The sequence below is a fragment of the Geothrix terrae genome, assembly GCF_022808775.1.
GTDB lineage: Bacteria > Acidobacteriota > Holophagae > Holophagales > Holophagaceae > Geothrix > Geothrix terrae.
The window spans coordinates 205,383-225,252 of the sequence record NZ_JAKZLA010000005.1 but is presented as its reverse complement, the minus strand read 5'-3'; the positions used below and the strand labels follow the sequence as shown (position 1 = coordinate 225,252).

Genomic DNA, 19,870 nt, shown 5'->3' with positions numbered 1-19,870 from the left:
CAGCAGCCCCAGGACCGAGGCCTTGCATGAAGTTCCACATCGAGACCTGGGGCTGCCAGATGAACGACCACGACGGCGAGAAGCTGTCGGGGCTGCTGTCGGCGGAGGGCTTCGAGGCGGTGGACGCCGCGGAGGACGCGGAGCTGGTGTTGCTGAACACCTGCTCCATCCGCGAGAAGGCCGTCCACAAGGTCTACTCGGAGCTGGGCCGGTTGCGGGAGGAGAAGCAGCGGCGCCCGCTGTTGGTGGGCGTCACGGGCTGCCTGGCCCAGCAGGAGCAGGCCGCCCTCTTCAAGCGCGCCCCCCACATCGACTTCGTGCTGGGCACCATGGCCCTCAAGCAGCTGCCGCGCCTGGTGGCCGAGGCCCGATCCGGCAAGGCCCGCGTCATGGACACAGGCGAGTACCCGGACAACCACCTGTTCCCGCCCTCGGTGGCCCGGCGCCGCGACACGGCCAAGGCGCTGGTGACCATCACCGAGGGCTGCAACCACGCATGCACCTACTGCATCGTGCCCACCACGCGCGGGGCCGAGCGCCACCGCCCCTTCGCGGATGTGGTGGCCGAGGTGCGGGGGCTGGTCGAGCGCGGCTACCGCGAGGTGGAGCTGCTGGGCCAGAACGTGAACAGCTACGCCGGCGGCTGCACCTTCGCTGAGCTGCTGGAGCGCGTCTCCGAGGTGGAGGGCCTGGAGTGGATCCGCTTCACCACCAGCCATCCCATGAACTTCACGAAGGAACTGGCCCACGTCCTGGCGGCCAACCCCAAAGTGGCGCCCTTCCTCCATCTTCCCCTGCAGAGCGGCAGCGACCGCGTGCTGCGCCGCATGCTGCGGGAATACACCGTGGCCGAGTACCTGGAGCGCCTGGGCTACCTGGGCGAGGCCCGCGGGCGCATCGCCCTCAGCACGGACTTCATCGTGGGCTTCCCCGGCGAGACGGACGAGGACTTCGAGGACACCCTGCGGGTGCTGGACCAGGTGGCCTTCGACGCCTCCTTCAGCTTCATCTACTCGCCGCGCCCCGGCACACCCTCCCTGCGCCTCAAGGACGACCTGCCCATGGCCGTGAAGTCCGATCGCCTGGCCCGCCTCCAGAAGCGCCAGACGGAGCTGACCCGGGCCAGCAACCAGCGCTTCGTGGGCCGTGAGATCCCTGTTCGCGTCGAGACCCACGGCCCCACGGAGCAGGGCTGGTGGCTGGCCCGCAGCGGCGAGTGGAAGACTGTGCACCTGGCCGTCGGCCCCGGCCGGGAGCTGCCCTTCGGCGAGCTGGTGCAGGCGAGGATCACCTTGGCCAGCCCGCACTTCCTGGGCGCGGAGCTGGTTTAGGAAGCCGTCAGCTATCAGCCGTCAGCTTCAGGGTGAGGTTCCAGCGGCGGGTGGTGCCGGGCGCCAGCAGGAAGCCCCCGGGCTTGGCGCTGATGTCGCCGTCCCAGTCCGCGGGGCTGGCATGGCCTTCCCAGGGCTCGATGCAGAGGAAGGCGGGGCCGGGTTCCGGCTTGGCCCAGATCCCGAGGTGGGGGAAGCCCTCCCAGCGAAGCTCCAGGCCGGGGCCGCTCTCGGCCTCGAAGCGCACCCTGCGGCTCCTGGGCTCGAGGAAGATCAGGGCATCCTCCCGGAACAGCCCCTCGTCCAGAGGCAGCACCCGATCTTGGATCGGAGTGGGGCGCGGCGCGGGATCCAGCAGGCCATCGGCGCCCAGGCGGTGCAGGGCGCCGGGCTCGTCCGCCTCGAAGACCAGCCGATGCGCGGCCTTGGGAGCGTTCGAGCCCAGGGGCCAGCGGAAGGCCGGGTGCAGGCCCAGGCTGGCGGGCAGGGGCGCCTCGCCCGGATTGCGGAGCGTGAGGTCCATGCGCAGCGAGGTGGCAGTCAGCGTGTAGGCCGCGCGCAGGAGGAAGGGGAACGGATAGGCCGCGCGGGTGGCCTCGTCGTCCCGCAGCTCGGCCGTGCAGGTGGTGGCGGTGCCCTCGATCAAGGTGAAGTCCCGGTCCCGGGCGAAGCCGTGGCGGGAGATGGGGAACACCTTTCCTGCGTGTCGCAGGGTGTCGTCCTTGACCCGCCCCACGATGGGGAAGAGCAGGGGGGCGTGCCGGGGCCAGAGGGGGCCCGCCTCCCATAGGAGATCGTGTCCGCCCAGGCGCAGGGCCTGGAGCTCGGCGCCCGTCGCGGCGATGAGGGCCTCGGCTTCGCCGGTGTGCAATCGGTGGATGTCCATGCCGCCAGATTACCGGACCGTGGTAGATTGCCCGCCTAGCCTGCATTCCTCCGGGAGCCAGTCATGGTGTTCAAGGCGGACGTCATCGCGACGACCCTTCACGCGCCCCTCGCGAGCGTGGAGACGCACTGGCCACTGGTGGTCGATGCCCTGGCCTCCCTCCAGATCCTGGAGCCGGCCACGGAGGTGGCGGCCATCGCCACCATCGGGGCGGAGAGCTACCTGTTCGCCCCGGAGCGGGAGCCGGGCAGTGAGGCCTACTTCCGGCGCATGTACGAGTTCAAGCGTGCCCTGGGCAACACGGAGCCAGGCGACGGCGCCAGGTTCTGCGGCAGGGGCTTCATTCCCGTGCGGGGCCGGGCCGAGTACGCCCGGTTCGGGAAGCTGGTGGGCGCCGATCTGGTGGAAGATCCGGAACGGGCCCTGGAGCCGGCTCTGGCGGCCCGGATCCTGGCCTACGACTTCATGCTCAAGGAAGTCCCCAAGGCCGCCGCCGAGGGCGACTGGGTGAAGGTCCACCGCCTGGTGCGTGGCGACCTCTCCGGCTGGAAGCGGTTCAACGGGATCCTCATCCCCCTGCTGAAGCTGATGTCCGAGCAGGGCTAAGTCCTGGACTTGGTGCGCCCGACCAGACTCGAACTGGTACTCCGTTTCCGGAAGCGGATTTTAAGTCCGCGGCGTCTGCCATTCCGCCACGGGCGCGCCGTTCCAGCCTAACGGGGCCCGCGGGCCCATGGTAGCGTCGAGCCATGGGGATCCGTTCCATCGCGCTGCCGCTCCTGGTGGCCCTGTCTGCCCCCTCGGCCGCCCAGGCGAGGGATCTCCGGGAGTTCTACCGGGAACGCTGCCTGGTCTGTCACGGAGCGGATGGCACGGGACGAGGGCCCAACGGGGCCCGGCTGGGAGGCCGGAACCTGGCGGACAGTCGCTGGCTCGTCCGCCAGGAGGACGCTGCGCTGGCGGCCTCCGTTCTCAAGGGCCGGGGAGCGATGCCGGGATTCGGGCGCCAGCTCTCGGAGGAGGACGCCCGGCGCCTGGTGGCTGACGTGCTGCGGCCCCTGGCGGCGCACAAAAAACCCTGAGGGGCCCTTGCGGAGGCCAGCTTCCGGCCCATGCTGGGCACGTGTTTCAACATTCATCGAGGTGACCATGCGGGTCGGTGTGATGATCCTCGCCCTTCTGATCCCAATTGGCCTGACGGCCCAGGCGCCCACGAAATCCGTGGACGAATTGCGGGCCTTCTTCGCCGAGAACTGCGTCAAGTGCCACGGGCCCGATGGTTCCGCCCACAGCGCAGAGGGGAAGAAGCTGGGTGGTTTCGATTTCACGGATGCGAAGAAGGCCGCGAAGGAGACCGACGCGGACATGATCAAGACCATCCGCAAAGGCATCTTCTTCGGCCTCGTCATGCCCTCCTTCAAAGCCAAGCTGACGGAAGATGATGCCGGACTCCTGGTGAAGGAGGTCCTCAGGAAGGCCGAGAAGGGCAAAGCCATCGCGCCGAAGGCAGGGACGGGCCGATAGGATGAAGGGATGCCCGATGCGTCCCGCCACCCATCCGACCACCCCCTGCTCCGCAACCTGAACGCGCCCCAGCGGGAGGCAGTCTGCCACGCCCACGGACCCCTGCTTCTCCTGGCGGGGGCGGGGTCGGGCAAGACCACGGTGATCACGCGCCGCATCGCCTGGCTCATCGAAGAGGAGGGCGTCCACCCCGGCTCCATCCTGGCCATGACCTTCACCAACAAGGCCGCCGAGGAGATGCGGGAGCGCGTGCAGCGGCTCGTCTCCGTGCCCGCTGCGCAGATGTGGGTGAGCACCTTCCACAGCTTCTGCACCCGCATCCTCCGGCGCGAGGGCGAGCGCACGCCCGTGGGCCGCGACTTCGTCATCTTCGACCCGGCGGACCAGAAGAGCCTCATGAAGCAGGTGCTGGCGGAGCTGAAACTGCCGGAGAAGCAGTACCACCCGAAGCGGGTGCTGGAGCTGATCTCCGACTTCAAGAACCGCTGCCTGCTGCCCGAGGAGGCCCGGGAAGAAGCGCTGGACCCCTGGACCCGCCGGGTGCTGGACGCCTACGACCTCTACCAGAAGGGCCTCCGGAACCACCGGGCCTGTGACTTCGACGACCTGCTGCTCTACACCGAGCGGCTCTTCCGCGATCCCGTGGTGCAGGCGGCCTACGGGGAGCGCTTCAAGTTCATCCTGGTGGACGAGTACCAGGACACCAACCGCGCCCAGTACCTGCTGGTGCAGCACCTGGCCAAGCGGCACCACAACCTGTGCGTGGTGGGTGATGAAGACCAGTCGATCTATGGATGGCGCGGCGCCGACATCCGCAACATCCTCGACTTCCAGCAGGACTTCCCCGAGGCCGTGCGCATCGAGCTGCTGCAGAACTACCGCTCCACGAAGAAGATCCTCGACGCGGCCTCGGAGGTGATCTCCAACAACTCCCAGCGCGTGGAGGGCAAGGGCGCGCTGAAGACCGACCTGGGGGACGGCGAGACCATCACCTTCAAGCTGGCGGACGAGGGGCGGCAGGAGGCGGAGTGGGTGGTGCAGCGCATCCAGGAGCTGCGCTACCGGGATCCCGAGGCCAAGGTGGCCGTGCTCTACCGCGCCAACTGGCAGTCCCGGCAGATGGAAGAGGCCCTGCGGGCCCAGAACCTGTCCTACCGGCTGGTGGGCGGCGTGAAGTTCTACGAGCGCCAGGAAGTGAAGGACCTCATCTCGTACCTGCGCCTCATCTCGAACCCCTTCGATCTGGTGAGCTTCCGCCGCTGCGTGAACGCGCCCACCCGCGGTGTGGGGCCCACCACGCTGGGGAAGATCGAGGGCGCCATTCCCGAAGGCGGCACGCCCCTCGAGGGGCTTGCGGTGCTGTTGCGGTCGGGCGAGCTGAAGGGCCGCGCCCAGCGGGAGATGGGCAAGTTCCTGGAGCTGTTCCACCGCGCCGCCGCCGAGCGGGAGGCCCAGGGCCTCTCGGGCCTGGTGAAGTGGGTGCTGCAGGAGAGCGGCTACCTCCAGAGCCTGGAGGACGAGGCCACCCTGGAGGCCGAGGGCCGCATCCGCAACCTGGAGGAATTCCTCAGCGCCGCGGCGGAATCCGAGTCGCTGGGCCTGCGCCTGTCGGAGTTCCTGGACCGCATCACCCTCGCCGCGGACGCCGATCAAGTGGAGGAATCCGCCCAGCTCAGCCTCATGACCATCCACTGCGCCAAGGGTTTGGAGTTCCCCTACGTCTTCGTCATCGGCATGGAGGAGGACGTCTTCCCCAACCGAAACGCCCGGGAGACGCCGGAGGGGCTGGAGGAGGAGCGCCGGCTCTTCTACGTGGCCATCACCCGCGCCCAGAAGCGCCTCACGCTGAGCGCGGCCCGGCGGAGGCGCATCATGGGAACCGAGATGCTCTCCATGCCCAGCCGCTTCCTGCGGGAGATCCCGGCGGAGACGCTGGCCGCGCCCATCCGCTGGGGCACCGAGCTCTACCAGTCCGGCGAGGGCGTGCGGCCCGGCAGCTCCTTCAGCCGGGGCGCCGGCGGGTCCTCGGTGGCGACGGAGCTCCAGCGCATCCGCAGCTTCTTCGACCGCGTCAAAGAGGTGCCGCCATCGGAGCCGGATGGCGGTACGTTCTCCGAACCTGCCGAAACGAAGGATCCGAATGCGTTCGAGCCGGGCACCCGGGTGCGGAGCCCGCGCTTCGGCGAGGGCACCGTGCTAGCCGCCACCGGCCGCGGCGAAGGACTCACCTACACCGTTCGCTTCGACCAGGGTGGGGACAAGCGCATCATGGCCCGCTTCGGGGGACTGGCAAGGGCCTGAGCACGATCACAGCAGATCCGCCAACGCCACGGCCGCCTCGGCGAACCGGAACTCGAAGCCCAGGGCCCTGGCCCGGGCCGGAACCACGAAGGCGCCCTGGAGCAGCAGGGCGTCGGCCATGTCGCCCAGCACCACCTTCATGGCGGCCGCGGTGAGGCGTCCGGGGATCGGAAGGAGAGGGCGGTGCAGTTGGCGCGCCAGGAGATCGGTGAAGGCCTCGTTGTCCAGGAATCCCGGTGCCGTACCGTTGAAGGGGCCTTCCCAGGCGTCGTTCGCCGCCGCCTCCAGGAACATGGCCACGAGGTCGTCCCGGTGGATCCAGCTGAAGCCCTGCTTTCCCGACCCGAGCGCGCAGCCGAGGTAGTACCGCACCGGCAGCGCCATCTTCGGAAGGGCGCCGCCCTCCCGGGCCAGCACGACCCCGGTGCGGATGCGGACCACGCGCACCCCGATCGTCGAGGCGTCCATGGCCTCCGCCTCCCAATCCCGGCAGGTCTCGGCGAGGAATCCGGTCCCCGGCGCGGCGCCTTCGTCCACGGGGATCCTGTCGCGGGCCCCGTAATAGCCGATGGCCGAGGCGTTCACCAAGGCCCTGGGGGGCTTCTGGCAGTCCCGCATGGCCTCCACGAGCCGGCGGGTCGCCTGGATCCGGCTCTCCCGGATGGCGGCCTTGCGGGCCACGGTCCAGCGGTGGTCGGCGATGCCCTCGCCCGCCAGGTTGATCACCGCGTCCGCGCCATCCAGCAGAGCAGGGAGGTCCTCCCATCCGTGGGCATGAGCGCCCGCGGGCAGATCCGGAGGCGCCGCGCGACGGGTCAGCACATGCACCTGGGCCCCCAGGTCCAGAAGGTCGCGGACGAGCGGCCGGCCCACCAATCCTGTCCCACCGGCGACCACCACCCGATTCAGAGCCTTCGATTCCACAGCGCCTCCCGGGGAAACACCGACTCGATTGTCCATGGAAAGACGATCGGATGAGCGGGGCGCTCCGGTCGATCCATAAAAAAGCGGCGCGGAAGGTTTCCGCGCCGCTTCCAGAGATCGGGGAAGGCTACTTCTTCTTGGTGGTGAACTTGCCGTCCGCCCAGCCATGGCAATCCTTGCACTGGGCTTCCTTGTACTTCGCGACCATCTTGGCGGCGGCGGCATTGAACTTCTTGTCCTTGGGGGCACCCTCGTGGCAGGTGGTGCACTTGGCGCCCTTCACGGTGGTGGGCTTGGCCATGGCGGGCACGGTGCACAGGAAGGCGGCAGCGGCGAGGAGGAGGATGGAACGGCGCATGGAATCTCCTGGGGGGGTGGGCCGCAGTGCGCGGCGGTAAGGGGATGCCCCCATTCTGCATCGAGTGTCACGGGTTTGTATCCAAGAGATTCTGTCTCGATTCGTGAGGCTGACCGCTAGGCTGGTACCTGGCTTTGGGCCCCGGTGGCCCCCCTGCCGAGGCCTCATGCGCTACCTTTTTTCCAACCTGCCGCTCAACCTGGGGGAAGAGGCGCTCGACCTGGCCATTCCCCTGGCCCATGCCCTGGGGGGGAAGCCGGAGGAGTACCAGGCCGTCACCCTCGAGCGCCGCAGTCTTGACGCCCGTCACAAGGGGGCCATCCGCTTCCTGGCGACGGTCAGCTTCGACACGGACCGGAGGCTGGAACCGGGGGCGCTGCCCGGTGGCCTCAAGCTGGACGTGGCCCCGGCCCCGGCGCCCTATGCGGTGGCCGCGCCGCCGCGCCGGCCCCGGGTGGTGGTGGTGGGCAGCGGCCCCGCCGGCACCTTCTGCGCCCTGCGCCTGCTGGACTACGGCATCGAGCCCATCGTGCTCGAGCGCGGCCCGGCCATGGGCGAGCGCGTGCAGGCCATCGCGGGCCTGTGGAAGGACGCGGTGCTGGATCCCGAGGCCAACGCCCAGTTCGGCGAAGGCGGCGCGGGCACCTTCAGCGACGGCAAGCTCACGACGCGCATCGGCCATCCGGCCACCCGATACGTGCTGGAGGCCTTCGTGCGCTTCGGCGCGAATCCGCGGATCCTCTACCTGGCCAAGCCCCACGTGGGCACGGATGTCATCCGCCGCTGCGCGGTGCTCATCCGGAAGGAGGCCCAGGCCCGGGGGGCGCAGTACCGCTTCCGGGCCCGGCTGGCGGATGTCCGCTTCGATGACCAGGGCCGCGTCCGCGCCGCCGTGCTGGCCGGCGGCGAGGAGATCCCCTGCGAGGCCCTGGTGCTGGCGCCGGGCCACAGCGCCCGGGACACCTTCGAGATGCTGCACGGCCATGGCGTCGCCATGCGCCAGAAGCCCTTCGCCATGGGCGTGCGGGTGGAGCATCCCCAGGACCTCATCGACCGCTCCCAGTACGGCCCCAGCGCCGGTCATCCCTCGCTGCCCGCGGCGGACTACAAGCTGGTCTGCAACTTTGGGCTGAACCGCGCCGCCTACAGCTTCTGCATGTGCCCCGGAGGTGAGGTCATCCAGTGCAGCAGCGAAGAAGGCGGCGTGGTGGTGAACGGCATGAGCAACGAGAAGCGCGACTCGGGCTTCGCCAACTCGGGCCTGGTGGCCAAGGTGAACACGGCGGATTTCGGCAGCGACCACCTCCTGGGCGGCATGTACTTCCAGCGGAGGTGGGAACAGGCGGCGTTCCGCGCCGCGGGCGATACCTACGGCGCCCCGGCCATGTCGGTGCTGGATTTCCTCAAGGGCCGCGCCACGGGCCGCCTCCCCCGCACCAGCTTCAAGCCCTTCGCCGTGGCCGCGGACCTGCGCACCTGCCTGCCGGACTTCGTGCGTGAGCAGCTGGCGGGCGCGCTACCCACCTTCGACAGGAAGATCCACGGCTTCGCCAGCAGCCAGGCCATCCTGCTGGCCATCGAGAGCCGCACCAGCAGCCCCATCCAGCTCCTGCGGGGGGAGGACGGACAGTCCGTGACCCACCCTGGCCTCTATCCTTGCGGCGAGGGCGCCGGCTTCGCGGGCGGCATCACCAGTGCCGCCGTGGACGGCATCCGCGTGGCCGAGTGGATCGCCCAGGCCGCGGGCGCGCCGGTGTTCCAGCCCTTCGAGAAGCAGGTGCGGGTGGGAGACCTGGCGAACGAATACTGAGCGGGCGGATCTCGGAGCCGGCCGGGGAAGCCCCCAGGCCGAACCTAGTTCGCCGAGGGAACGGGCTGCCCGAGCTTGAGGGGGATGGGCAGCCTGAACCAGGCCCACCGCGGGGTCCCGTCCCGGACCACCGGCTCGAACCGCCACTGGAGGGCGTACCGCAGGGCCGCGGCCTTGAGCTCCTGCGGCCCGGATTCGGCCAGGACTCGGACGGGACGACCCTCGGGGTTCACGGTGACGATCACGTGGACCGTGCCCTGGATCCCCACCCCCTTGGCGGCCGAGGCGTAGGCGGGAGCCGGCGGCTGGTGCTTGATCCGCTCCTTGCTGAAGGGCACCTCCACCGCCTTCGGGAAGGGTGAGGCCGGGATGGGGAAGGGCATGGCGGCAGGTGCGGCTGCGCTCGGGGCCGAGGAGGTGGCAAGGTCGTGTGCCGCCGCGGCCTTGCTGATGAGGGAGGCGGCCACGAGGAATGCGAGGCGCCGCGCCTCCAGGGGGAAAGCCTCTCCCGCGGCGTGGGCGGAGGTGGAATAGCCCACCCATCGGAACTCCTCGCCCTTGGCGAGCCCATCCAGATCCGTGAGCCGCTCCAGGGCCCCCTGGACGGCCACGAGATGGGATCCCTCCGGGAAGTCCGTGACCTCCAGGGAGAGATCCAGCCGGTACGCCCCCTGGGCATTCGAGGCCTCCGAGGTGGGGACTACGGCGATGCCTCCGGTCCTGAGGAGACCGGTGAGCTCCGCTTGGATGCCCGGGAGATCCAGGCTGGATGCGGTCCCCTTGAGGGCGAGGGCGAGGGCGATGGCCCGGACCGGAGCGTGGGGGGCCTCCTGCGGCGTCCCGGGCGCCTGGGCGCCGATCAGGCAGGGGGAGACCAGACAGGCGGGGATCAGGAGGGCGGCGGGTCGGATCATGAGGGCTCCAGGCCCCCATGATCCCAGGAAGCGGCCTAGAATCACCCATCGCGCTGTCGGCCCGACGCGCGGACCATCCGCCCCGGAGGAGCCATGTTCGAATCCGCGGAGCTCGGCCACAGGATCGAGAAGGAGGTGTGGGAGCGCGAGGTTCCCCTCCTGCGGGAGGCGCTGCTGGACGCCCAGTACGACCTGTCCTCGGCGAAGTTCCCCGTCATCATCCTGGTGGCGGGCGTGGACGGGGCCGGCAAGAGCGAGACCGTGAACACCCTCAACGAGTGGATGGACCCGCGGCACATCCAGACTCACGGCCTCGCGGAGCCCTCCGACGAGGAACGCGAGCGGCCCCACATGTACCGCTACTGGCGCCTGCTGCCGCCCAAGGGCAAGATCGGCATCTTCGACGGCTCCTGGTACACCTGGCCCATCCTGGAGCGGGCCTACGGGCGGATCAAGACCTCGGATCTGGACCAGGACATGACCCGGGTGGCGCGCTTCGAGCAGATGCTCATCCACGAAGGCGCCCTGGTGCTGAAGTTCTGGATGCACCTGGGGAAGGACGTGCAGAAGAAGCGCCTGAAAGGGCTGGAGAAGGATCCCAAGACCCGCTGGCGGGTGACGCCGGGGGATTGGAAGCGCTTCGAGATGTACGACACCTTCCGGGAGGTGTCCGAACGGGCCCTCCGATCCACCAGCACGGGGGATGCCCCCTGGATCGTGGTGGAGGCCACCGATCCCCGCTACCAGCGGCTCACGGTGGGGAAGATCCTGCTCGAGAGGCTGCGGGCCCGGCTCGACCAGCCGGCGCCCGTGGCGCCGGTCCTGCCGAGCCACCCGCCCCGCAGGCCCATCGATGAAGTCAACATCCTGCGTGCCCTGGACCTGACCCGGCGGATGGACAAGAAGGACTACGAGGACGAACTCCTCACGCTGCAGGGGAAGCTGAACCTGCTCACCCGCCACCGGAATTTCCGGAAACACGCCGTGGTGCTGGCCTTCGAGGGCGTGGACGCGGCGGGGAAGGGGGGCGGCATCCGCCGCGTCACCCAGGCCCTGGATGCCCGGCTGTACCAGATCCATCCCATCGCGGCGCCCACGGAGGAGGAGCGGGCCCAGCCCTACCTCTGGCGGTTCTGGCGCCACCTGCCGCGCCGCGGCCGGGTGGCCATCTTCGACCGCAGCTGGTACGGCCGGGTGCTGGTGGAGCGGGTGGAGGGATTCTGCTCCGAGACGGACTGGCAGCGGGCCTACAGCGAGATCAACGAGTTCGAGGACCAGATCGTCCGCAGCCGGAGCCTCCTCCTCAAGTTCTGGCTCTCCATCAGCCAGGAGGAGCAGCTCCGCCGCTTCCAGGAGCGCGAGACGACCCCCTTCAAGCGCTTCAAGATCACGGAGGAGGACTGGCGCAACCGCGAGAAGTGGCCGACCTATGAGACGGCCATCTGCGACATGCTCGACCGCACCAGCACCGAGATCGCCCCCTGGACCCTGGTGGAGAGCGAGGACAAGTACTACGGCCGGATCAAGATCCTCCGGACCATTGTGAAGCGGCTGGAGGAGGAGCTTTAGGAGGATGTCAGCTCTCAGCTGTCGGTTAAAGAGGCTGACAGCCGCCTTTACTGAGAGCTGAGAACTCTAAACCGCCCGTTCCTTGCCGAACACCCGGTCCAGCACCAGGCCGGCGGTCTCCTCGATGCTGCGGCCGGTGACGTCGAGGATGGGCCATCGGCGGTGCTGCTTGAAGATTTCGTCGGCGTAGACCAGCTCTTCCAGGATGCGCCCCAGATCGCTGTAGCTGTCGGCGCTGCCGGAGGCGCCCAGGCGCTTGAGGCGGTAGGCGCGGATCTCCTGGAGCCGGTCCGGCTGGATGGTGAGCCCCACGATGCGGCCCTGGGGGATGGAATCGAGCTCGGGGGGCGGCGGCACGCCGGGCACCAGCGGCACATTGAGCACTTTGTAGCCCTCCATGGCGAGGTACATGGAGAGCGGCGTCTTGCTGGTGCGGCTGATGCCCACCAGCACGATGTCGGCGTCCGGCAGGCCGGCCATGTCGATGCCGTCGTCGAACTTCAGCGCGAACTCGATGGCCTCGATGCGGCGGAAATACTTGTCGCCCACCGCGTGGAAGCTGCCCGGGCGCTCCTCCGGGCGTTCCCGGAGGTAGAGGGCCAGGGTGTCCAGCAGGTTGCCGAAGAGGTCCACCTGGGTGAGCCTCAGCTCCGCGCAGCGGTCCGCGAGGTAGAACCTCATCTCCCGCGACACCGTGGTGTGGATGATCACCGCCCGCTTGTCCGCGGCCAGCTGGAGCACCCGGTCCATGTCCTCCCTGGACCGCACGTTCTGGAACCTCCGGACCAGGGCGGAGCCCTCCCCCTTGGCGAATTGGGTCAGCGCCGCTTGCACCATCCGCATGGCGGTCTCGCCGGAACCTCCGGACACCACGTAGATGGGCTGTCTGTCCATGGGAATGAGCATACCCTGGGGCGATGGAACCGCTGTCCCGTACCATCGTGTGGCTCGCGCTGGCCCTTCCCGCGGGAGTGGCCCTCGGCGGCCTGGCCCTCGTCTTGGTGCGTCTGGCGCGCCTGCACCGCCGCGCGAAGGCGGATCCCGAAGCCCTCCTGCTCTCGGCGGTGTCCGGCAGCCTGCGGGAGCGGGGCGAGCTGGCGAACTCCCTCGGAGAACTCCGGACCGTCCACGAGCGGCTGCTGGACGCGCTGCCCATGGGCGTGCTCTGGGTGGATCAGCGCCAGCGGCTGGCGGCGCTGAACCAGAGGGGCTGCGACCTCCTGGGGGTGCGGCCAGGTGTGGTGGGCCTGGAGGCGGCGTTCGTGCTGGAGCCCTTCCCCTGGCTGCGGGAGGCCCTGGGACGGGATCCCGGACCTCCCTGGCGGTGCGCCGCCGGCGGGCGCCGCTGGCGGCTCCAGCGCATCGAAGCCCCGGATCGCATCGGCGCGCTCGTGCAGTTCGAGGATGTCACCGAGGCCGAGGCGGAGGCGCATCGCCGGCAGCTGCGAGAGCGCTTCGCGGACCTGGGCGAGATGACCGCGGGCGTGGCCCATCAGCTGAAGAACGGGCTGGCGGTCCTCAAGGGCCGGGGCCAGATGCTGAAGCGAAGCGGCCACGGCGAGGCCGCGGAGGCCCTGCTGGAGGAGACCGAGGATCTGGAACGGCTCGTCCAGCGGTTCCTCCAGTGGGCGAAGCCGCTGGATCCGGCCGCGGAACCGCTCCGCCTGGAGGAGACGGTCGCCCAGGCGGTGGTGGAATTGAAGCGCCGGCCGGTGAGCCAGGGCCGCGTCCTGGCGGTGGAGGGGGAAGGGGAGGCCACGGGCGACCCGCTGCTGCTCCATCAGGCCCTGGTGAACCTGCTGGAGAACGCCTGCCAGGCCACGCCCCTGGGCGGGCGGATCCTGGTGAGGGTGGCCCAGGGGCGGATCGATATTCTGGACGACGGCCCCGGGCTGTCCGAAGACACCGCCATCCGCATGCTCCGGCCCTTCGAGAGCGGCCGGCCGGACGGGACCGGGCTCGGGCTCCCCCTGGCGCTGAAATGGCTGAACGCCCAGGGGGCGGACCTGCGTCTGGCGCCCCGCGAGGGGCGTGGCACCTGCGCGGAGATCCGCTGGTAAGTTGTTAGCCATGCGCATCGCCCTGCTCCAGCTCAACGCCCGCCTGGGGGATCCCGAAGGCAACGGCCGGGTCCTGGAGGCCGCCTATGCGGAGGCCGTGGCCGCGGGGGCGGAGCTGGTCCTGGCGCCGGAGCTCGCCATCCCCGGATACCTGGCCGAGGACCGGCTCTGGGAGCAGGGGCTGCGCCACCGGATCGAGCGCGAATCCCATCGCCTGGCCGCCCTGACGGGCGCCGTGCCGCTGCTCTTTGGCACGGCGCGGCCCGCGCCCTCGGGCCGCCTCTGGAACGAGCTGTGGTGGTGCGAGGGCGGCAGCCTGCGCCACTGCGCCCACAAGCGCGTGCTGCCCAGCTACGACATCTTCGACGAGCACCGCTACTTCGAGCCGGACCTCTCGCCCCAGCCCCTGGTGGCCTTCGGTGGCCACCGCATCGGCCTGTCCATCTGCGAAGACCTCTGGGCGGATCCGCAATTGGGCAATGCGCCGGTGGACTACGGCCTTGATCCCATCGCGGACCTGGCCGCCTCGGGCGCCACGCTGATCCTCAACGCCAGCGCGAGCCCCAGTGCCCTCGGGAGCTGGCTGCCGCAGGGGCGCACCACCCCCTGGGCCATCCCCTCGAAGGACGCCCAACGCCAGCGCCTGCTGCCGGGGCTCGCCCAGAAGCACGCGGTTCCCATCGCCTACGCCAGCCGGGTGGGCGCGGAGAGCTGGCTGCTCTTCGATGGTGGATCGGGTCTCGCCCTTCCCGATGGGCGCTGGCAGGGCTGCGAGCCGTTCCACCAGGGCCTGTTCATGGTGGACACGGGGCAACCCGGCGGGGCCTGGCGGCCCGTCGAGGAGGGATCCTGGCTGCGGACCGCCCTGGTGCTGGGGATCCGCGAGAACCTGGCCAAGCAGGGGCTCGAGGCCCTGGTGATGGGACTGTCCGGCGGCATCGACAGCGCCGTGGCCGCGGCGCTCGCGGTGGAGGCCCTGGGTCCGGGCCGCGTGCTGGGCGTGGCCCTGCCCACGCGCTTCAGCAGCGGGGAGAGCTCGGCCCTGGCGGAGCAGCAGGCCCGGCAGCTCGGCATGGGTTTCCTGCACATCGATGTGGACGCGCCGTTCGCAGGGTTCACCGCCGCACTGGAACAGGCGCTTCCCGGTCGCCCCTTCAGCCTCACGGACGAGAACCTGCAGAGCCGTTGCCGCGGCAGCCTGCTCATGGCGCTGACGTCGGAGCCGGAGGTCCACCGCCGTCTCGGCACCGGCCGGGTGGCCGTGCTGAACACGGGCAACAAGAGCGAGGCGGCCACAGGGTACTTCACCCTCTACGGCGACGGCATCGGGGCTTTCGCGCCGCTGGGCGACTGCCTCAAGGCCCGGGTGTACGCGGTGGCGCGGGAACTCGGCGAGGCCGTGCCCCGCGGCGTGCTGGAGCGCCCCCCCACGGCGGAGCTGCGTCCGGACCAGACGGACGAGGCCAGTCTGCTGCCCTACGCCCAGCTGGATGCCATCCTGGGCGCGGCCCTCGAGGCCCAGCGCCCCGAGGAAGGCCTCGCCGATGACCTGGCCCTGCTGCTGGACGGCCCGGCTCTGGGCCAGGCGCGGGCCGCGCTGCCCCGCATCCTCGGCCTCCTGCGCCGCAGCGAGTTCAAGCGGCGCCAGCTTCCCTTCGCCTTCAAGGTGAGCCCCAAGGCGTTTGGTGCCGGACGGAGGATCCCCCTCACGGCCCTTTGATGGTCTGGGGGGTCCCCTCGCAACGCATGCGTTGCGAGGATCTGGGGTCACGCTGCGCCACACCCCCGGATCCCCGCGCGGTGCACCGCCAAGCCGGGCGCCGCTGACGGGCTCCTGAAAGGGCATGGATGCCCCTGGACTGGAGCTATCGCGAACCCGCGCCGCCGCGCTATCCTGACCCTTCGTGCCGGTGTGGCGAAATGGCAGACGCGACGGACTCAAAATCCGTTTCCCCCTAAAGGAGTGTCGGTTCGAGTCCGACCACCGGTACCACCCATGGGCCCCGACGGGGCCCTTCTCGTATCCGGTGGTCGGGCTCGAAGTCGCGGATGGCGGCCAGGTAGGCGCCGCCGGGAACGCCTCAGGCGCGGCGGGAACCGGAGTCCGACCACCGGTACCACCCGAAGGCCCCAGTGGGGCCCTTTCCCCTGTGCTGCCTGGCATCAGGTGGGAAATCACAATCTTCTTGATCTGGATGTCGTGGAAGACTACATTCACCTGGAAGTCCTCTGAGGAAAGATCCGTGTGGTGCATGCCTGCTCGCGTCGGCCTCTGACCGGATCCAAAACCCCGTCGCCGCGAAAAGGATCTGGCCCATGGATGTTGTTTGGAACACCCGCTACAACACGGGCATCCAGATCATCGACGAGCAGCACCAGGAACTCTTCTCCACCGTGGATCGCCTCAGGAGTTCCGTCCAATCCGGTGCTGACCGCACGGAGGTGGAGGGGCTCCTGGCCACGCTGGTCAGCCATTCCGAGCGCCACTTCGCCACGGAGGAATCCTTCATGGCGCGGTACGCCTACCCGGACCTGACCCAGCACGTGGCCGAGCACGCGTCCATGCTCACGAGCCTCCACGAGCTGCTCAGCAAGTTCCAGGAGAGCCCCCACGCCCTGGCCCTGATGGTGCCGACCTTCATGGAAGGCTGGCTGAAGCACCACATCAGTGACGGTGATTTCGGGTTCGTGACCTTCCTGAAGTCGCGGAATCTGGCCTGAGCGACCGGTCGCCAGCCTGGCGGAGACCTGCTGATGCCGGACCGGGGCGGGACGTGGTGGATCCTTCGCGGGGGGGCCGCCCTGTTCGCCCTGTCCATGGCCCCTGAAATGGGTGGGGAGCAGGAATGTAACCGTTTTTTACCTAAAAAAGGTGCTTGAGTCTCTGGGGCAACACAGACGATCCTTGGGGATTCCCCGATGACCCGTGGCCGGAAGCCCATCGACCATGGGGACCCCAAGATGGCCGGACATCCGGCCCCAGGAGCGACGATGACCCGACGCTGGACCCCCCTCATCCTGACGGCCCTGGCCTGTGCCACGGTCGCCTCCGCCCAGACCACGTCCACGGCCGGCGCCGTGCGTGGCGCCGTCAGAGACAAGGCGGGAAAGCCCGTCGTGGGGGCCGCCCTCTCCCTGCGGAACCGGGAGACGGGGCTCACGCGGAGCGCCGTCTCCGGCGCCCAGGGTGAGTACCAGATCGGGCTCCTCCCCGTGGGCGCCTACGAGCTCACCGTGACCGCCCCGAGCATGCGGAGCCTCAAGGATGCCAATGTCGTGGTGTCCCTGGGCCAGGCGACCGTCGCGAACTTCAGCCTGGACAAGGCCGAGGCCGAGGCCATGGTCGAGATCGTGGGGACCTCGGGCGGGGTGGACACCAAGGAAGTCAACGTCATGAGCAGTGTGGACGCCACGGTGATCGAGGCCGTCCCCTTGGTGAGCCGCAACTTCACCGACATGGCCAAGCTGTCGCCGGGGGTCGTATCCGGAAGCAACAACCGCCTCGTGGTGGAGGGCGGCCGCCAGATCTTCAATGCCATCCAGATCGATGGCGCCAGCACCAACTCGGCCTTCTTCAACGAGCAGCGCGGCGGGGTCTACACGCCCTTCATCTTCGGCGCGGACACCATCAAGGAACTCCAGATCGTCACCAACGGCTATGACGTCCAGTACGGCCAGGCCGGCGCCACGGTCAACGCCGTGACGAAGAGCGGCACCAACGACTTCACAGGGAGTGCCCTCTACCAGATCCGCCGCACCAGCTGGAGCGCCCGCCCCAAGCCGGTTCCCTTCGATCCCAACCACACCTTCAACACGCCCACCAACCTCCAGCGGTTCAACGACTCCACCAACGTGAACTTCAACGTCGGCGGGCCCATCCTCAAAGACAAGCTCTGGTACTTCGTCGGGGTGGAGCGCTACAACAAGAGCATCACGGCCAATCCCAATCCGACGACGATCAGTGGCGCGGCCGGGATGACCCAGACGGATTTCAACAACCTGGTGGCGAGCCCCCTGGGCGGCGTGGTGACGAACCTGGGCGGCCTGACGCTCGCGCAGGAGTTCGGGAATCCTGGCGCTGGCATCCCACCCCACGCCTATCCCATGGAGAACACCAACACGGTGTACTTCGGGCGCCTGGACTACGCGATGAACGAGAACCACCGCTTCGTCCTGCGGATGAACTTCCAGACCATGGATGACACGCTGAACAACACCAGTGCGAATCCCAACAACGCCGAGAGCAACAACATTCCCACCAAGACCCAGTCCATCAGCTGGGTGCTCGAGGCGAACGACATCTGGACCAGCGAGCTGTTCACGGAAAGCCGCCTCCAGATCGCCCGGGAGGCCCGGCCCATGCGGAACAACTCCGTGGTCGGCGTCCCCTCCATCGAGGTGCCCACCAGCGCCAGCTTCATGGCCTTCGGCACCAAGACCTCCACGCCCCGCGAGAGCAACGAGATCACCAACCAGTTCTACAGCGCCACCACCTGGAACCACGGTGACCTCCAGCTGAAGGGCGGGCTCGACCTCATGAAGGTCGACGTGGACAACCAGTTCTTCCAGAACAACGCCGGCCGCTTCCAGTTCGGCACCTACGGGGCGGCTGCCGCCTGGGCCAACGGGACGCTCGGCACCACCTCCGATCCCGGCGGCGCCATCACCTACAGCGGAGCGGTCAGCCCGTACAACGGCCGCATCCAGATGTGGACGAAAACCAGCAGCTTCTTCGGCCAGGCCCAGTACTCCGGCCTGTTCGACCGGCGCCTGACCCTGACGGCCGGCCTCCGCACGCTCAGCCAGTCCTTCTCGGACAACCCCGCCCCCAATCCCAACTTCCAGGGACTGGACCAGGCCACCAGCGCCCATGCGGTCGATCCCCGTCTCGCCTTCAGCTTCGACCTGGACGGCCGGGGCAAGACCGTGATCCGCGGAGGCTACGGCTCCTTCAGCAGCCCGACGCCCTTGCTGCTGCACTCCAACACCATGACGGGCAACGGCCAGATCATCACCAACTACAGCCTCAGCCTGAACCGGGCCACCAACCTGGCCACCTTCAATCCCGGAGGCCTCCTCAGCGCCGGCAACCTGATCAGCGGCAGCTCCATGCGCCACCTGACGGACACCGAGCTGGCCGCGCTGCCCGCGGTCACTTCATCCACCTCCCTGTGGGACCCCGACAACAAGCTGAGCCGTTCCAAGAAGGCCAGCCTGGGCATCGAGCATGACTTCGGCAACAACCTGACCATGGGCTTCACGGCCACCTACGTGAAGTACGAGAATCTCCAGCGGTTCGAGAACATCAACCTGGGCCAGCTGACCGGGGCCGGCGGACCCCTGGTGGCCGGCGGCCACTATGAGGACGGCTACAGCGCCGGCACGAACTACTGGTCCAACGTCACAGCCAACCGTCCCGGCTACGCCATCATCCGGGGTCACCGGGTGGACTTCCGCCCGGGTAGCCTGGCTGCCGGCAATCCCGTCGGCGGATTCAGCGATGTCTACCTGGTCAAGACCGATGGTTGGGGCCACTACCGCGGCCTGAGCTTCAACCTGAAGAAGACCTGGGACGAGAAGACCGGCGTCATCGGGAACGTGACCTGGTCCAAGGCCCAGGACACCGGCTCCTTCGAGCGCGGCACCTACACATCCTCCGGCCCGAACTTCAGCAGCGAGCTGGGCGCCTCCCTCACGCCGGACCCCCAGGATCCCGCCTCCAACTACGGTTACGGGGACAGCGACCGGCGCTGGGTGGTCAATGTCGTGGCCTACTTCCCCATCTGGTGGGGCGTGGAGGGCTCCGTTCGCGGCCTCTACCAGAGCGGCCTCCCCTATTCCGCCTACCTCGCTGGGGACATCAACGGGGACGGCATGGCCAACCACTTCGCCCCTGATCACACCCGCGGCGACCTGCGCCAGCCCGGCTACACTCAGTTCGACCTCCGCCTGAGCCGGAACTTCAAGATCTACGGCAAGTTCGAGATCGAGGGCATCCTCGACATCTACAACGTCCTGAACAAGGCCGACTACAGCGTCCGCTCCCCGAATGGCTACATCCTCTCGAATGCCGAGTTCGGCCAGCTCGGAACGGTGGCCAAGGACAAGACCCGCGAGGTCCAGCTGGGCGTTCGCGCCAAGTTCTGATCTTCGCCGCTTGAATGGGAAGGCCCCGCGCTGGCGGGGCCTTCTT

The 19,870-nt window shown here is 68.9% G+C and carries 16 protein-coding genes and 2 tRNA genes; 12 read left to right on the top strand and 6 right to left on the bottom strand.

What is annotated here, in order from left to right; genetic code table 11:
• Positions 1 to 26: 26 nt before the first annotated feature.
• Positions 27 to 1,331, top strand: coding sequence for a tRNA (N6-isopentenyl adenosine(37)-C2)-methylthiotransferase MiaB (gene miaB / locus MLE42_RS11465; RefSeq protein WP_243288018.1), 1,305 nt, complete (start codon positions 27 to 29; stop codon positions 1,329 to 1,331).
• Positions 1,332 to 1,338: 7 nt separating this feature from the next.
• On the opposite strand, the gene MLE42_RS11460 is transcribed toward miaB, so the two are convergent.
• Entirely contained in the window at positions 1,339 to 2,217 is an 879-nt protein-coding gene (locus tag MLE42_RS11460) for an aldose 1-epimerase family protein (protein WP_243288017.1), read from the bottom strand.
• 63 nt (positions 2,218 to 2,280) lie between these two features.
• On the opposite strand from MLE42_RS11460, the gene MLE42_RS11455 reads away from it, so the two are divergent.
• Positions 2,281 to 2,823, top strand: coding sequence for a hypothetical protein (locus MLE42_RS11455; RefSeq protein ID WP_243288016.1), 543 nt, complete (start codon positions 2,281 to 2,283; stop codon positions 2,821 to 2,823).
• A 10-nt stretch (positions 2,824 to 2,833) separates the two neighbouring features.
• Here MLE42_RS11455 and MLE42_RS11450 read toward each other — a convergent pair.
• A tRNA-Leu gene (locus MLE42_RS11450) sits at positions 2,834 to 2,919 on the bottom strand.
• 47 nt (positions 2,920 to 2,966) lie between these two features.
• Between MLE42_RS11450 and MLE42_RS11445 the strand changes: the two genes are divergently transcribed.
• The 3 genes from MLE42_RS11445 (at position 2,967) to MLE42_RS11435 (ending at position 6,042) form a co-directional block, all read left to right on the top strand.
• Complete coding sequence (locus MLE42_RS11445; RefSeq protein WP_243288015.1) at positions 2,967 to 3,299, top strand: c-type cytochrome; 333 nt, start codon at positions 2,967 to 2,969, stop codon at positions 3,297 to 3,299.
• A gap of 67 nt (positions 3,300 to 3,366) precedes the next feature.
• Positions 3,367 to 3,741, top strand: coding sequence for a c-type cytochrome (locus MLE42_RS11440; protein ID WP_243288014.1), 375 nt, complete (start codon positions 3,367 to 3,369; stop codon positions 3,739 to 3,741).
• Between the two features lie 9 nt (positions 3,742 to 3,750).
• On the top strand, positions 3,751 to 6,042 hold the full coding sequence (locus MLE42_RS11435) for an ATP-dependent helicase (protein WP_243288013.1): 2,292 nt from the start codon (positions 3,751 to 3,753) through the stop codon (positions 6,040 to 6,042).
• 6 nt (positions 6,043 to 6,048) lie between these two features.
• Here the strand turns inward: MLE42_RS11435 and MLE42_RS11430 are convergent, their stop codons facing one another.
• Entirely contained in the window at positions 6,049 to 6,966 is a 918-nt protein-coding gene (locus MLE42_RS11430; RefSeq protein WP_243288012.1) for a TIGR01777 family oxidoreductase, read from the bottom strand.
• Between the two features lie 127 nt (positions 6,967 to 7,093).
• A complete protein-coding gene (locus MLE42_RS11425; protein ID WP_243288011.1) occupies positions 7,094 to 7,324 on the bottom strand; it encodes a cytochrome c3 family protein in 231 nt (76 codons plus the stop codon).
• 166 nt (positions 7,325 to 7,490) lie between these two features.
• Here MLE42_RS11425 and MLE42_RS11420 point away from each other — a divergent pair, with 166 nt between their 5' ends.
• Positions 7,491 to 9,134: an NAD(P)/FAD-dependent oxidoreductase gene (locus tag MLE42_RS11420; protein ID WP_243288010.1), complete on the top strand. Its 1,644-nt coding sequence runs from the start codon at positions 7,491 to 7,493 to the stop codon at positions 9,132 to 9,134.
• A 44-nt stretch (positions 9,135 to 9,178) separates the two neighbouring features.
• Here MLE42_RS11420 and MLE42_RS16185 read toward each other — a convergent pair whose 3' ends face one another.
• On the bottom strand, positions 9,179 to 10,048 hold the full coding sequence (locus MLE42_RS16185; RefSeq protein ID WP_275975873.1) for an energy transducer TonB: 870 nt from the start codon (positions 10,046 to 10,048) through the stop codon (positions 9,179 to 9,181).
• Between the two features lie 93 nt (positions 10,049 to 10,141).
• On the opposite strand from MLE42_RS16185, the gene pap reads away from it, so the two are divergent.
• Positions 10,142 to 11,617, top strand: a complete 1,476-nt coding sequence (gene pap, locus MLE42_RS11410; protein WP_243288009.1) for a polyphosphate:AMP phosphotransferase — start codon at positions 10,142 to 10,144, stop codon at positions 11,615 to 11,617.
• 66 nt (positions 11,618 to 11,683) lie between these two features.
• On the opposite strand, the gene MLE42_RS11405 is transcribed toward pap, so the two are convergent.
• The gene (locus MLE42_RS11405) at positions 11,684 to 12,511 is read right to left on the bottom strand and encodes a pyruvate, water dikinase regulatory protein (protein WP_243288008.1); all 828 of its coding nucleotides are present in this window, start codon (positions 12,509 to 12,511) and stop codon (positions 11,684 to 11,686) included.
• 23 nt (positions 12,512 to 12,534) lie between these two features.
• On the opposite strand from MLE42_RS11405, the gene MLE42_RS11400 reads away from it, so the two are divergent.
• The 5 genes from MLE42_RS11400 (at position 12,535) to MLE42_RS11380 (ending at position 19,824) form a co-directional block, all read left to right on the top strand.
• Entirely contained in the window at positions 12,535 to 13,677 is a 1,143-nt protein-coding gene (locus tag MLE42_RS11400) for a sensor histidine kinase (RefSeq protein WP_243288007.1), read from the top strand.
• A 10-nt stretch (positions 13,678 to 13,687) separates the two neighbouring features.
• Positions 13,688 to 15,397, top strand: a complete 1,710-nt coding sequence (gene nadE / locus MLE42_RS11395; protein WP_243288006.1) for an NAD(+) synthase — start codon at positions 13,688 to 13,690, stop codon at positions 15,395 to 15,397.
• A 186-nt stretch (positions 15,398 to 15,583) separates the two neighbouring features.
• Positions 15,584 to 15,670 (top strand) — tRNA-Leu (locus tag MLE42_RS11390).
• A 323-nt stretch (positions 15,671 to 15,993) separates the two neighbouring features.
• Positions 15,994 to 16,398 (top strand): bacteriohemerythrin, encoded by a 405-nt coding sequence (locus MLE42_RS11385; RefSeq protein WP_243288005.1) that lies wholly within the window; start codon positions 15,994 to 15,996, stop codon positions 16,396 to 16,398.
• Between the two features lie 270 nt (positions 16,399 to 16,668).
• A complete protein-coding gene (locus MLE42_RS11380; RefSeq protein ID WP_243288004.1) occupies positions 16,669 to 19,824 on the top strand; it encodes a TonB-dependent receptor in 3,156 nt (1,051 codons plus the stop codon).
• Positions 19,825 to 19,870: the final 46 nt, after the last annotated feature.

What these genes read in the sequence shown, in the direction of transcription:
- miaB (WP_243288018.1), top strand. Translation starts at nt 27, where the DNA reads ATGAAGTTCCACATCGAGACCTGGGGCTGCCAGATGAACGACCACGAC.
- MLE42_RS11460 (WP_243288017.1), bottom strand. Translation starts at nt 2,217, where the DNA reads ATGGACATCCACCGATTGCACACCGGCGAAGCCGAGGCCCTCATCGCC.
- MLE42_RS11455 (WP_243288016.1), top strand. Translation starts at nt 2,281, where the DNA reads ATGGTGTTCAAGGCGGACGTCATCGCGACGACCCTTCACGCGCCCCTC.
- MLE42_RS11445 (WP_243288015.1), top strand. Translation starts at nt 2,967, where the DNA reads ATGGGGATCCGTTCCATCGCGCTGCCGCTCCTGGTGGCCCTGTCTGCC.
- MLE42_RS11440 (WP_243288014.1), top strand. Translation starts at nt 3,367, where the DNA reads ATGCGGGTCGGTGTGATGATCCTCGCCCTTCTGATCCCAATTGGCCTG.
- MLE42_RS11435 (WP_243288013.1), top strand. Translation starts at nt 3,751, where the DNA reads ATGCCCGATGCGTCCCGCCACCCATCCGACCACCCCCTGCTCCGCAAC.
- MLE42_RS11425 (WP_243288011.1), bottom strand. Translation starts at nt 7,324, where the DNA reads ATGCGCCGTTCCATCCTCCTCCTCGCCGCTGCCGCCTTCCTGTGCACC.
- MLE42_RS11420 (WP_243288010.1), top strand. Translation starts at nt 7,491, where the DNA reads ATGCGCTACCTTTTTTCCAACCTGCCGCTCAACCTGGGGGAAGAGGCG.
- MLE42_RS16185 (WP_275975873.1), bottom strand. Translation starts at nt 10,048, where the DNA reads ATGATCCGACCCGCCGCCCTCCTGATCCCCGCCTGTCTGGTCTCCCCC.
- pap (WP_243288009.1), top strand. Translation starts at nt 10,142, where the DNA reads ATGTTCGAATCCGCGGAGCTCGGCCACAGGATCGAGAAGGAGGTGTGG.
- MLE42_RS11405 (WP_243288008.1), bottom strand. Translation starts at nt 12,511, where the DNA reads ATGGACAGACAGCCCATCTACGTGGTGTCCGGAGGTTCCGGCGAGACC.
- MLE42_RS11400 (WP_243288007.1), top strand. Translation starts at nt 12,535, where the DNA reads ATGGAACCGCTGTCCCGTACCATCGTGTGGCTCGCGCTGGCCCTTCCC.
- nadE (WP_243288006.1), top strand. Translation starts at nt 13,688, where the DNA reads ATGCGCATCGCCCTGCTCCAGCTCAACGCCCGCCTGGGGGATCCCGAA.
- MLE42_RS11385 (WP_243288005.1), top strand. Translation starts at nt 15,994, where the DNA reads ATGGATGTTGTTTGGAACACCCGCTACAACACGGGCATCCAGATCATC.
- MLE42_RS11380 (WP_243288004.1), top strand. Translation starts at nt 16,669, where the DNA reads ATGACCCGACGCTGGACCCCCCTCATCCTGACGGCCCTGGCCTGTGCC.